Source organism: Candidatus Erwinia dacicola, from assembly GCF_001756855.1.
Classification (GTDB): domain Bacteria; phylum Pseudomonadota; class Gammaproteobacteria; order Enterobacterales; family Enterobacteriaceae; genus Erwinia; species Erwinia dacicola.
The window spans coordinates 1-11,789 of the sequence record NZ_MAYS01000589.1; the positions used below are offsets into that span (position 1 = coordinate 1).

Here is an 11,789-nt window from a genome sequence, read left to right on the forward strand (position 1 = left end):
TTGTAACCTACTGATTTTATATTATGGATGCTTGCTGTTTTTATGGGATTACAGCATAATTTCTATTTATTCAACAAAGCCAGTATGAGGTTGATATACAAGTTTCTCATGCTAATTATAGTGTTATCTATGAAACATAAATTCAGATTATCTATCGCACCAATCACTACCATCACCCCCTAAACCTGAGTTAATATGTTCAAAACATTGACTGCAGTCACAGAACTGCAGGTTTTTCACCTAGACAGGAGTAGGTATGTCCAAGCATCAGATCGGCGTTGTAGGTATGGCTGTGATGGGCCGTAATCTGGCACTTAACATTGAGAGCCGTGGCTACACAGTTTCTATCTTCAACCGCTCGCGTGAAAAAACCGAGGAAGTCGTGGCAGAGAACTCAGGTAAGAAACTGGTTCCGCACTACAGCATCGAAGAGTTTGTTGACTCTCTGGAAAAACCTCGTCGTGTCCTTCTGATGGTGCAGGCCGGTGAAGCTACCGACAAAACCATCGCCTCTCTGACTCCGCACCTTGATAAAGGTGATATCCTAATTGATGGCGGTAACACCTTCTATAAAGACACCATTCGCCGCAACCGCGAACTGTCTGAGCAGGGCTTCAACTTCATCGGTACCGGCGTGTCTGGTGGTGAGGAGGGCGCCTTGAAAGGTCCATCCATCATGCCAGGTGGTCAGAAAGAAGCTTACGAACTGATCGCGCCAATCCTGACCGAGATCGCGGCGGTTGCAGAAGGTGAAGCCTGCGTAGCTTACATGGGGCCGGACGGTGCTGGTCACTATGTGAAAATGGTGCACAATGGTATTGAATACGGCGACATGCAGCTGATTGCTGAAGCCTACTCGCTGCTGAAAGGTACGCTGAATCTGAGCAATGAAGATCTGGCTAAGACCTTCAGCGAGTGGAGTGAAGGCGAGCTGAGCAGCTACCTGATCGACATCACCAAAGATATTTTTACTAAGAAAGATGAAGAGGGTAACTACTTGGTTGATGTAATTCTGGATGAAGCCGCTAACAAAGGTACCGGTAAGTGGACCAGCCAGAGCTCTTTGGATCTCGGCGAGCCGCTGTCGCTGATCACCGAGTCTGTATTCGCTCGCTACCTCTCTTCCCTGAAAACCCAGCGCGTTGCGGCTTCCAAAGTCCTGAACGGTCCGAAAGTTCAGGCGGTGAGCGGTGATAAAGCTGAGTTCGTTGAAAAAGTGCGTCGCGCACTTTACTTGGGCAAAATTGTCTCTTACGCTCAGGGCTTCTCCCAGCTGAAAGCGGCTTCTACCGAGAACAACTGGAACCTGCACTATGGTGAGATTGCAAAAATCTTCCGTGCGGGTTGCATCATCCGCGCCCAGTTCCTGCAGAAAATCACCGATGCCTATGTTGACGATGCTGACATCGAGAACCTGCTGCTGGCACCGTACTTCAAGAATATCGCGGATGAGTATCAGCAGGCGCTGCGTGACGTGGTGGCTTATGCGGTGCAGAACGGTATTCCGACTCCGACCTTCTCTGCGGCAATCGCCTACTACGACAGCTACCGTTCAGCGGTACTGCCTGCGAACCTGATCCAAGCTCAGCGTGACTACTTCGGTGCACATACTTATAAGCGCACTGATAAAGACGGTGTGTTCCACACTGAGTGGCTTGATTAAGTTTCGTTCTAACCTCCCGCAAAGCGGGAGGTTTCTTGCCTCGTTTTAAGAATTTCTTCATTGCGTTTCTTCCCCATCTCATATAGATTTGACCAGTTATCGCCTAAGTTTTATCTTATTTTTCTTTTGCGCAGAGTTTACTGACTATATGAACCCCGATAATAAAAATGTTGAGCTGTCCTCGCGTCACCAGAACTTTTCCAACACAGCCGATGAAATCGATTTACTGGAAGTTATTGCGCAGTTATGGAATGGTAAAAAAACCATCATCGCATGCGTGATTGTCGCTATGGTGCTCGCGGGCATATACCTGTTTTTAGCGAAAGAGAAATGGACCTCTACCGCGATTGTCGCCACCCCGACTTCAGGAATGATTGCTAACTACAACTCTTCCCTCGGGGTACTATATACGCAAACTCCGGCTGATAAACCGTCACTTCCTGACCTGCAAAATCAGTTCTTTGGTCGTTTTGCGGCGTCAATGGGGGCACTCTCTTCAGCACTGCACAACCTTGAAGAGCCTCAGATATTGAAAGTTGATCAGGTAGTGAAGGGCAGCAATGACCAGCTAAGCATCGCGTACACCGCACCTACTGCTAAAGATGCGCAGGCGCAACTGACTAAATATATTGAGCAGATTAACGATAAAATCGTCGATGGCTACACCGCCGATCTCAGGCGCACGCTGGGTGTGAAAACTAATGAGCTCTCCAGCGCGATGGATACGCAAAAGCAGTTGGCGATTGATAAAAAGCAGCAGCGAATAAATGCCATCAGACAGGCGCTAACCATCGCAGAAGCCTCTGGGGTGAAGACCTCTCAGCTTAATCAAGCGGAGTATCTCTCTGACGACACCCTCTACCTGCTGGGCACCAGCTCACTGCAGTCAATGATTCAGAATGAGGCAACTAAACCGTTAATTTATGATCAGTCGTATTACGACACGCAGAGCGCTTTGCTGGGCGTGACGCATATGAAAATCGACCTGTCGCATTTGCAGTCTTTTCGCTACATCTCTACCGCCGACTTGCCTATCCGCCGCGATAGCCCAAAAAAGACGTTGGTGATACTGCTGGCGATTATTTTCGGTGTGGTAGTGGGTGCCGTGGGATTGGTCGCAATGTCAGGCCACCTACCGCTTACGAAAAAGCAGCTAACTGCTAAAGCATCTAGCAGAAGGCCGGAAATTCTTGGCCTTTTTTATTGACGTCACAACTACGGCAGCTTACTTATGGCGCTGGCGCAGGCTCTCAATCACCGTTGACAGGTTAAGACCCTGGTCCTGCAGCAGCACCAGCAGATGATAGACCAAGTCCGACGCTTCGTTGGTCAGCTCGTGGCGATTGTTGACGGTGGCGGCCAGCGCCACCTCAACCCCTTCTTCTCCCACTTTCTGCGCAATGCGCTTAGTGCCGCTAGCATACAGGCTGGCGGTATAGGAGCTTTCCGGATCGGCGTGCTTGCGCTCTGCCAGCACCTGCTCCAGCCGATAGAGGAATGTCCAGTCAGCAGCTGCGGGTGAGAAGCAGCTCGACGTGTCGAGGTGGCAGGTCGGACCAACCGGGCTGACTAGCACCAGCAGCGTATCGTTGTCGCAGTCGGGGGTGATGCTGACTACGTTAAGGAAGTGCTCAGAGCTTTCTCCCTTGGTCCACAGATGCTGCTTAGTGCGTGACCAGAAGGTTACCTTACCCGTTGCCAGCGTCTTCTCCAGCGCTTGCTGGTTCATATAGCCGTGCATCAGCACTTCACCAGATACAGCATGCTGTATCACAGCCGGCATCATACCGTCGGTTTTTACCCAGTCTAGCTGGGCGAACTGTTGTTCTGTTAACACGCGCGAATCTCCACACCTTTTTCAATCAGGAACGTTTTCAGTTCGCCGATATTAATAATCTGTTTATGAAACACCGAGGCGGCCAGCGCGCCATCAACGTCGGCATCACGGAACGCTTGGTGGAAATGTTCCATGGAGCCTGCGCCGCCGGAAGCAATCAGCGGCACCTTAGAGCGCGCGCGTACCTTTTGCAGCTGCACAAGGTCGTAGCCGTTACGCACGCCGTCTTGGTTCATCATGTTGAGAACGATCTCGCCTGCGCCGCGCTTCTGCACTTCGTCCACCCAGTCAAAGGTTTCCCAGCTGGTTACTTTTGTACGGCTCTCATCGCCGGTGTACTGATTAACGTTATATTTTCTGCTGTTGCTGTCGTACCAAGTATCGATGCCAACCACGATGCACTGTACGCCAAAGCGATCCGCCAAGCGGGTGATCAGCTCCGGGTCGGCAAGAGCCGGGGAGTTGATGGAGATTTTATCCGCGCCGTAGGAGAGCAGCAGGGCGGCGTCTTCCAACGACTTGATACCGCCCGCCACGCAGAATGGGATATCAATCACTTCTGCCACGCGCGAGATCCAGCTTTTATCCACCACGCGGCCATCGCTGGAGGCGGTAATATCATAAAACACCAGTTCGTCGGCGCCTTCCTGAGCGTAGCGCTGAGCCAGCGGCACAATGTCACCGATGATCTCGTGGTTGCGGAACTGCACGCCTTTGACCACTTGGCAGTCACGCATGTCAAGGCAGGGAATTATCCGTTTTGCCAGCATGAAATTGCCTCCGATACGGTAAATTTATCTTCCAGCAGGGCGCGACCGACGATCACCCCCTGTGCGCCGCAGCCGCGCAGGGCCGCAATATCATCCAGCGAGCCGATGCCGCCGGAGGACTGGATGGCAATCTGCAGATAGCGCGAGGAAACTTCACGATACAGCTCAACGTTAGAGCCGCTCAGCGTGCCATCGCGCGAAATATCGGTGCACAGCACATGCTTCAGGCCGAAGGGTAGAAACTGTTCGATCACTTCTTCCAGCGTGATGCCGCTGGCTTCCTGCCAGCCGCTGATCGCTACTTCTTTGCGGTTATCTGCATCAATGCGCACGTCCAGCGCCAGTACGATCGCTTCCGCGCCGTACTGCTTAAACCACTGCGACACCTCTTGCGGCTGTTTCACCGAGGTAGAACCAACTACCACGCGCATGGCGCCAGCTTTCAGCAGGGCTTCCACATCTTCTTTAGTGCGAATGCCGCCGCCAACCTGCACCGGCACGGAGACGCCCGCCAGCAGCTTGGTGAGCAGGGAGATCTGGCGCGCAGCCGGATCTTTTGCACCGGTCAGGTCAACCAGATGCAGCACTTCTGCGCCCTGGGCCTGATAATCCTGCAGGCGCGGCAGTGGGTCGCTTCCGTAGTCGCGCTGCTGGTCGTAATCGCCCTGATGCAGGCGTACTACCTTGCCATCAATTAAATCTAACGCCGGGATAATCATCTGTTTACATCTCCAAGAAATTTTTCAACAGCTGCGCGCCAGCAGCACCGGAACGCTCCGGGTGGAACTGCACGCCGAAGAAGTTATCTTTCTGTACCGCTGCGGTAAACGCTGTCCCGTAGTCACACTGCGCAATGGTGAATTCATTCACCGGCATGGCGTAGCCGTGTACAAAGTAGAAGTAGGCGCCGTCGTCGATGCCGCGAAATAGATGATTACCCGCCTGCGAAGCGATCTGGTTCCAGCCCATATGCGGCAGCGGCAGGCCGAGATCCTGCATACGCTCAACCGGGTGTTCAATAATATTCAGCGTGGGGATGCCGCTGCTCTCGTCGCTCTGAGAGCCGAACAGCTGCATGCCGAGGCAGATACCCAGCACTGGCTGGGTACAGGCTTTGATCAGCTCAATCAGCTCGCGCTCGCGCAGCTGGTCCATCGCCGCCTGCGCGGTGCCGACACCCGGCAAAAACAGCTTGTCGGCATTAAGGACGATATCGGCTTCCTTGCTGACCTGCGGCTGATAGCCAAGGCGCTGCACGGCCCATTTCACGGAAGAGAGGTTGGCGCAGCCGGTATCGAGGATCACCACATCCATTACAATACTCCTTTCGAGCTTGGCAGGGTGTTGCCTTCCACGCGGATCGCTTGGCGCAGCGTGCGGCCAAAGGCTTTAAACAGGCTTTCGACGCGGTGATGGTCGTTTTTGCCTTTAGTACGCAAGTGCAGGGTGCTGGCCATGGTGTAAGAGAGCGAGCTGAAAAAGTGCTCGACCAGCTCGGTGCTCAGGTCCCCCACGCGCTGATAGCTGAATTCAGCTTTATATTCGAGGTGCGGGCGGCCGGAGATATCCAGCGCGCAGCGCGCTAGGCATTCATCCATTGGCAGTACAAAGCCGAAACGGCCAATGCCGCGTTTATCGCCCAGCGCTTTCAGCAGCGCTTCGCCCAGCGCCAGACCGCTATCTTCCACGGTGTGATGATCGTCAATGTACAGGTCGCCCTTCACATCAATGTTCATGCGGAAGCCGCCGTGGGTGGAGATCTGGTCGAGCATATGATCGAAGAAGCCGACGCCGGTGTTGATTTTGCTCTCGCCTTCGCGGTCCAGCCACACTTCAACCTTAATCTTCGTCTCTTTGGTGTTGCGCTGCACCAGCGCATAGCGGTCGCGTTTTGTTAGCTGCTGTTCGATAGCGTTCCAGTTAAGCCCCTTACCGTACAGCAGACCGGTAATGCCCATATTCTGCGCCAGATGCACGTCGGTAGCGCGGTCACCAATTACATAGCTGTTGGCGGTATCAATTGCACCTTCGGCTAGCCAAGCTTCCACCATTTTGGTTTTCGGTTTGCGGCAGTCGCAGTTATCTTCCGGCAGGTGCGGGCAGATCAAAATATCGTCGAACTTCACGCCCTGGGAACTGAGGATCTGCATCATCTGGTTATGTGGGCCGTCGAAATCCGCCTGCGGGAAGCTGCGGGTGCCCAGACCATCCTGATTGGTGATCATCACCAGCTGATAGCCCGCTTTTTGCAACGACAGCAGGGCCGGGATTACGTCCGGCTCGAAGGCCAGTTTGTCCATGCGGTCGACCTGATAACCTTCCGGCGGCTCAGAAATAAGGGTGCCATCGCGATCGATAAATAGGACTTTCTGACTCATGCTTGCTCCTGAAAAACGGGTCAACCGGGTAATGATTTCAATGCGGCAACGGCGCGCTGGCACTCTTCACGGGTGCCGATGGAGATGCGTAGGCAGCCGGCTAGGCCGGGCTGCTTATTCTGGTCACGCAGAATAATGCCCTGGTCCCACAGCATTTTAAAGACCTGACTGGAAGCGGTAAAGCGCGCCAGAATATAGTTGGTGTCGCTCTCATACACCTGCTCAACGCAGTTTAGGCTGCGCAGGTCGGCAATCAGCTGCTCGCGGGTGGCGACTAGCTCGGCAACGTGCTGGCGCATCAAGGCGATCCCCTGCTCGCTCAGCGCCTGGTCGGCGATATCCGCCACCGGAGTAGAGAGCGGATAAGGCGCGATCACCTTCATCAACAGCGCAATCACCTCTGTGCTGGCTAGGGTAAAACCGCAGCGCAGCCCGGCGAGCGCGAAGGCTTTCGATAGCGTGCGCAAGATTACCAAGTGCGGATAATCCTTCAGCCAGCCAGCGAGTGACGCCTGCGGGCAGAACTCAATATAGGCCTCATCCGCCACTACCAGCGCTTTGCCCCGGGTCATCTCCAGCAGCTGACGCAGGTCGTCCGGGTTGATGAGGTTACCGGTCGGGTTGTTGGGGCTGCAAACGTACACTAGCTTCACGCCGTCCAGCTGTTCGGCAATCGCTGGCAGGTTCAACTGCCAATCTTCCCGCACTTCCACCGTGCGATATTCAATGCCGATGGTTTCAGCGCTGACGCTGTACATACCGTAGGTCGGCGGGCAGAATAGTACCGCGTCTCGGCTCGGCTCGCAGAAGGCGCGCATCAGCAGTTCGATGCCTTCATCTGCGCCACGGCTGACCAGCACCTGCTCAGGCGTCAGCCCGGCATAAGCGGTGTAACGTTCAATCACCAACTTAGGCTGACATTCCGGGTAGCGGTTCAGCGTCTGCTGGCTGAGCTCAAACGGCACTGCCAACGGATATTCATTGGCGTTCAGCCACACGTCGCCCTTACCACCGAGGCGGCGCGCAGACTGGTAAGGGGTGAGGGCGCGTACGTTGGCGCGGGCTAGGTCCTGAATTGTGCTGCTCATGGCTTCTCCTTCAGTGCGGCCACGCGCAGGGTGACGGCGTTTTTGTGGGCGGTTAACTGTTCGGCCGCGGCCAGCGTCTCAATAGTGGCGGCCAGCCCCATAAAGCCGGCAGGCGTCAGCTCCTGTACGGTCATGCGCTTCTGGAAATCAGCCAAACCAAGGCTTGAGCAGGTAGCGGTGTAACCATAGGTCGGCAGCACGTGGTTGGTGCCGGAGGCGTAGTCGCCTGCAGATTCCGGTGACCAGTCACCAATAAATACCGAACCGGCGCTGGTAATGCTGTCGACCAAGTCCCGTGCGCGACGCGTCTGAATAATCAGGTGCTCCGGCCCGTAGCTGTTGCTGATCTCGACGCACTGCTCCAGATCGCGTGCCACAATCAGGCGGCTGCTCTCCAGCGCCTTAGCCGCGGTGGCGGCGCGTGGCAGTTCGGTCAGCTGGCGTTCGACGGCCTGAGCTACCGCTTCTGCCATCGGGAACGAAGGGGTCAGCAGGATAACCTGGGAGTCCGGGCCGTGCTCTGCCTGTGACAGCAGGTCGGAAGCGACGAAGTCCGGCGTGGCACCCTCATCGGCAATCACCAGCACTTCGGAAGGCCCTGCCGGCATATCAATCGCCGCACCGTCTAGGCGCTGACTCACCTGGCGCTTGGCTTCGGTCACATAAGCGTTTCCCGGGCCAAAGATCTTGTCGACCTTCGGTACCGATTTCGTGCCGAGGGCGAGGGCGGCAATCGCCTGCACCCCGCCAACCTGAAACACTTCCTGCACGCCGCACAGCTTAGCGGCATAAAGAATTTCATCGGCAATCGGTGGTCGCGAGCATAGCACCACGCGGCCACATTCGGCGATGCGTGCTGGGGTCGCCAGCATCAGCACTGTGGAGAACAGCGGGGCAGAACCGCCGGGAATATAGAGCCCGACAGAGGCGACCGGGCGCGTGATCTGCTGGCATCGAACGCCCGACTGAGTTTCGATATCGACCGCTGGCAGGATCTGCGCCACGTGAAATTTATCGATGTTGGCGACTGAGACGGCCATTGCCTGTTTGATCTCATCACCTAGGCGCGCGCAGGCATCGGCAATCTGCTGTTCGCTGACGCGCAAGTCATCAACCTGAGTTTTATCGAAGGTCGCGCTGTAGTAGCGCAGCGCATCGTCGCCCTCGGCTTTTACCTTATCGAGAATGCCACGCACGGTGGCAGTAATGCTTTCAGAGGCAGAGATCGCCGGGCGCATCAGCAGCGCCTGCTGTTCTTCTGCGCTGCACTGCTGCCAGCTAATGGGGGTCATCAGGGTCTCCATCGACATTACTCCATCATCTTCTCAATGGGCAGCACCAGAATCGAGCTGGCACCCAAAGCTTTGAGTTTCTCCATGGTTTCCCAGAACAGCGTTTCGCTGCTGACCATGTGCATCGCCACGCGGCTCTTATCACCCGCCAGCGGCAGTACGGTAGGGCGCTCGGCCCCCGGCAGCAGAGCAATGATGTCTTCCAGACGTTCGGTCGGCGCGTGCAGCATGATGTATTTCGATTCGCGCGCCTGGATCACGCCCTGAATACGCGTCATTAGCTTGTCGATCAGCTTCTGCTTGGCAGCCGGCATTTCGCCATCGCGCTGGATCAGGCAGGCCTTCGAGCGGTAAATGACTTCCACTTCGCGCAGGCCGTTGGCTTCTAGCGTGGCGCCGGTTGAGACTAAGTCACAGATGGCATCGGCCAGACCGGCGCGCGGAGCCACTTCAACAGAACCGTTCAGCAGGCAGGATTTGAAGCTGACGCCCTGCTCGTCGAGATACTTTTTCAGCAGGTGCGGGTAAGAGGTGGCAATGCGCGAGTTTTGTAAACACTGTGGGGCGGTATATTCGTCATCAACCGACATTGCCAGCGACAGGCGGCAGCCGCCGAAGTCGAGACGGCGCAGGGTGAAATAGCGCGGATCTTCGCCCTGAGCGCGACGGGTCAGCAGCTCTTCTTCCAGCACGTTTTCGCCAATAATGCCGAGGTCGACCACGCCGTCCATCACTAAACCCGGGATATCGTCATCGCGCACGCGCAGAATATCGATCGGCATATTCTCGGCGAACGCGATCAGGCGCTGCTGCAGATTAATTTTGATGCCGCAGCGCGCGAGCAATTCGCGTGATTCATCGCTTAAACGGCCTGATTTCTGCATAGCTATACGTAAACGGGTGTTATCTAACATCGGGGATAATCTCTTTTCCTGTCTGCTTAAGTTCACTATGTCAGCGGATCAATTCCACCGGGCGAAAAAAAAGGCCCCCGGAATACGATCTTCTGGGGGCTGATTTTGCGTTCTGCATCACTGGAAGATCCTGATCGTCTTCCAGCACACGTAGCCTGAAAGGCTAGTCAGGGTGATGATGGTGATTGAACTGAACGTATGTCATAAAATTCTCTTGGATGAATGCATATTCATACCGTGATGAATAAACTAACCAGAATAGGCGCGTGGCGCAACTCTTTTTTGTCAATATTGAAAGATTTTCTTATCAACGGGCAGTTGTCACTGACTTCTGGCTGGCGTAGCCTGAAACTCTGACGGTGTAAGTTCACAGGAGTAGATAGATGAAAAAAGTTGCGATAGTCGGGCTGGGGTGGTTGGGCATGCCGCTGGCCATGTCGCTGACGGCGGCAGGCTATCAGGTAACCGGCAGCAAAACCACGCAGGACGGGGTGGAGGTGGCCCGGATGAGCGGTATCGACAGCTACCTGCTAAAATTGACGCGGGAGCTAATCTGCGAGTTTGAGGATCTGGAGTCACTGCTCAGCCATGTAGACGCGCTGGTGATCACGCTATCAGCCAGCCGTACCGCTTCCGGCTTGGAGAGTTATCAGTTGGCGGTGCAGCAGCTGGTCGACAGCGCGCTGGCATATGGCGTACCGCGCATTATTTTTACCAGCTCCACTTCTGTGTACGGCGACAGCATCGGCATGACCAAAGAGAGTTCGCCGCTTGAGCCGGTGAGTATCGCCGGGCGTACCCTGCGGGATCTGGAGAGCTGGCTGCATCAGCTGCCTAATACCTCGGTGGATATCTTGCGCCTTGCCGGGCTGGTGGGGCCTAACCGCCATCCGGGGCGTTTCCTCGCCGGAAAAACGGGGCTGACGAACGGGGCACAAGGCGTTAACTTGGTGCATCTGGACGATGTGATCGAGACGATTACGCTGCTGCTGCAAACGCCGAAGGGCGGGCATATTTACAATCTCAGCGCAGCACAGCACCCGGCGCGCGCGCAGTTTTATACGCAGGTGGCACGCCAGCTGGGGCTGCAGGCCCCGACCTTCCTCGCGGATGACAGCGGTAACACTGGCAAGCTTATCGACGGCAGTAAAATTTGCCGTGAGCTGGGCTTCGAGTACCGTTACCCCGATCCGAACAAAATGCCGTTAGCATAAAATAACGGGCTTACCGAAAAGAGGGGCAGCCCCCTGATGAATTCCCAGAAAACAAGACAGGCATAGCGTAATGTGATCTAATTGATTGCGCTAACAATCTCAAGGAAATCACCGCTATGCCTGCCCGTGTATTATGCCAAAAATTCTTTAAAAATGTACTGGAGCCTCTGCATCTTTACCGCCAGAAATCACTGATTGATGCAACCAGTGCTGTCATAAATGGTGCCTCTCTCACTCTTACCAGTATCGGACGTCATTTGACAGGAACAGCATCCGTTAAAAATAAGGGGCTGTCCTAGATAACTAAGATCATCTAGGATAGTGCCATGAGAAAAAGCAGACTCAGTCAGTACAAACAGGAACGGTTACTTGAACAGTTTATTGCAGGCTCCACAGCCCGTATTGCCGCAGAGCTGGTTGGTGTCCACAGGAACACTGCTGCATACTATTTTCACCGCCTCAGAGTGCTGATAGCCGAGCACGTAGATAGGCACTCCTGGTTTGATGGCGAGATTGAACTGGACGAAAGTTATTTTGGTGGTTGTCGTAAAGGTCAGCGTGGCAGAGGTGCTGCCGGAAAAGTGCCTGTTTTCGGGCTTCTCAAGCGTGGTGGTAAGGTGTATACCAAGGTCA

The 11,789-nt window shown here is 54.9% G+C and carries 11 protein-coding genes, 2 pseudogenes and 1 other annotated feature; of the genes and pseudogenes, 5 read left to right on the plus strand and 8 right to left on the minus strand.

Translation table 11 applies throughout. The features are described 5' to 3' along the window. Positions 1-256 precede the first annotated feature (256 nt). Positions 257-1,663, plus strand: coding sequence for an NADP-dependent phosphogluconate dehydrogenase (gene gndA, locus BBW68_RS14555; protein ID WP_070135898.1), 1,407 nt, complete (start codon positions 257-259; stop codon positions 1,661-1,663). Positions 1,664-1,811: 148 nt separating this feature from the next. After that, complete coding sequence (gene wzzB, locus BBW68_RS14560) at positions 1,812-2,870, plus strand: LPS O-antigen chain length determinant protein WzzB (protein ID WP_083264935.1); 1,059 nt, start codon at positions 1,812-1,814, stop codon at positions 2,868-2,870. Between the two features lie 18 nt (positions 2,871-2,888). Here the strand turns inward: wzzB and hisIE are convergent, their stop codons facing one another. Genes hisIE through hisG form a run of 8 tightly spaced genes read right to left on the minus strand, consistent with a single transcriptional unit; the run spans position 2,889 to position 9,942 of the window. Beyond that, on the minus strand, positions 2,889-3,500 hold the full coding sequence (hisIE, locus tag BBW68_RS14565; RefSeq protein WP_070135899.1) for a bifunctional phosphoribosyl-AMP cyclohydrolase/phosphoribosyl-ATP diphosphatase HisIE: 612 nt from the start codon (positions 3,498-3,500) through the stop codon (positions 2,889-2,891). After that, complete coding sequence (hisF, locus tag BBW68_RS14570; protein ID WP_070135900.1) at positions 3,494-4,270, minus strand: imidazole glycerol phosphate synthase subunit HisF; 777 nt, start codon at positions 4,268-4,270, stop codon at positions 3,494-3,496. Before hisF ends, hisIE begins: the two co-directional genes overlap by 7 nt. Next, positions 4,252-4,989 carry a 1-(5-phosphoribosyl)-5-[(5-phosphoribosylamino)methylideneamino]imidazole-4-carboxamide isomerase gene (gene hisA, locus BBW68_RS14575; protein ID WP_070135901.1) on the minus strand — a complete coding sequence of 246 codons (738 nt, stop codon included), beginning with the start codon at positions 4,987-4,989 and terminating at the stop codon, positions 4,252-4,254. Before hisA ends, hisF begins: the two co-directional genes overlap by 19 nt. Before the next feature lie 4 nt (positions 4,990-4,993). Beyond that, on the minus strand, positions 4,994-5,584 hold the full coding sequence (gene hisH, locus BBW68_RS14580) for an imidazole glycerol phosphate synthase subunit HisH (RefSeq protein WP_070135902.1): 591 nt from the start codon (positions 5,582-5,584) through the stop codon (positions 4,994-4,996). After that, positions 5,584-6,648 (minus strand): bifunctional histidinol-phosphatase/imidazoleglycerol-phosphate dehydratase HisB, encoded by a 1,065-nt coding sequence (gene hisB, locus BBW68_RS14585; protein ID WP_070135903.1) that lies wholly within the window; start codon positions 6,646-6,648, stop codon positions 5,584-5,586. The genes hisH and hisB overlap by 1 nt, the downstream gene beginning before the upstream one ends. Positions 6,649-6,668: 20 nt before the next feature. After that, positions 6,669-7,736 carry a histidinol-phosphate transaminase gene (gene hisC, locus BBW68_RS14590; RefSeq protein ID WP_070135904.1) on the minus strand — a complete coding sequence of 356 codons (1,068 nt, stop codon included), beginning with the start codon at positions 7,734-7,736 and terminating at the stop codon, positions 6,669-6,671. After that, on the minus strand, positions 7,733-9,040 hold the full coding sequence (gene hisD / locus BBW68_RS14595) for a histidinol dehydrogenase (protein ID WP_070135905.1): 1,308 nt from the start codon (positions 9,038-9,040) through the stop codon (positions 7,733-7,735). Before hisD ends, hisC begins: the two co-directional genes overlap by 4 nt. 5 nt (positions 9,041-9,045) lie before the next feature. Continuing rightward, positions 9,046-9,942, minus strand: coding sequence for an ATP phosphoribosyltransferase (gene hisG, locus BBW68_RS14600; protein ID WP_070135906.1), 897 nt, complete (start codon positions 9,940-9,942; stop codon positions 9,046-9,048). A 65-nt stretch (positions 9,943-10,007) separates the two neighbouring features. Further along, positions 10,008-10,130, minus strand: a sequence feature (His leader region). A gap of 195 nt (positions 10,131-10,325) precedes the next feature. On the opposite strand from hisG, the gene BBW68_RS14605 reads away from it, so the two are divergent. From BBW68_RS14605 to BBW68_RS14610, 3 genes and pseudogenes are all read left to right on the plus strand, one after another. Next, the gene (locus tag BBW68_RS14605) at positions 10,326-11,156 is read left to right on the plus strand and encodes an SDR family oxidoreductase (protein WP_070135907.1); all 831 of its coding nucleotides are present in this window, start codon (positions 10,326-10,328) and stop codon (positions 11,154-11,156) included. Between the two features lie 116 nt (positions 11,157-11,272). Beyond that, a pseudogene (locus tag BBW68_RS17255) lies at positions 11,273-11,443 on the plus strand (IS4-like element ISEc60 family transposase); the annotation flags it as partial. Positions 11,444-11,482: 39 nt separating this feature from the next. Then, positions 11,483-11,789 (plus strand): annotated as a pseudogene (locus tag BBW68_RS14610) (IS1595 family transposase); the annotation flags it as partial.

Bases quoted from the DNA above. Each gene is read 5' to 3' on its own strand.
- hisH (WP_070135902.1), bottom strand. From the start codon at position 5,584: ATGGATGTGGTGATCCTCGATACCGGCTGCGCCAACCTCTCTTCCGTG.
- hisB (WP_070135903.1), bottom strand. From the start codon at position 6,648: ATGAGTCAGAAAGTCCTATTTATCGATCGCGATGGCACCCTTATTTCT.
- hisD (WP_070135905.1), bottom strand. From the start codon at position 9,040: ATGGAGACCCTGATGACCCCCATTAGCTGGCAGCAGTGCAGCGCAGAA.
- hisA (WP_070135901.1), bottom strand. From the start codon at position 4,989: ATGATTATCCCGGCGTTAGATTTAATTGATGGCAAGGTAGTACGCCTG.
- hisC (WP_070135904.1), bottom strand. From the start codon at position 7,736: ATGAGCAGCACAATTCAGGACCTAGCCCGCGCCAACGTACGCGCCCTC.
- hisF (WP_070135900.1), bottom strand. From the start codon at position 4,270: ATGCTGGCAAAACGGATAATTCCCTGCCTTGACATGCGTGACTGCCAA.
- BBW68_RS14605 (WP_070135907.1), top strand. From the start codon at position 10,326: ATGAAAAAAGTTGCGATAGTCGGGCTGGGGTGGTTGGGCATGCCGCTG.
- gndA (WP_070135898.1), top strand. From the start codon at position 257: ATGTCCAAGCATCAGATCGGCGTTGTAGGTATGGCTGTGATGGGCCGT.
- wzzB (WP_083264935.1), top strand. From the start codon at position 1,812: ATGAACCCCGATAATAAAAATGTTGAGCTGTCCTCGCGTCACCAGAAC.
- hisG (WP_070135906.1), bottom strand. From the start codon at position 9,942: ATGTTAGATAACACCCGTTTACGTATAGCTATGCAGAAATCAGGCCGT.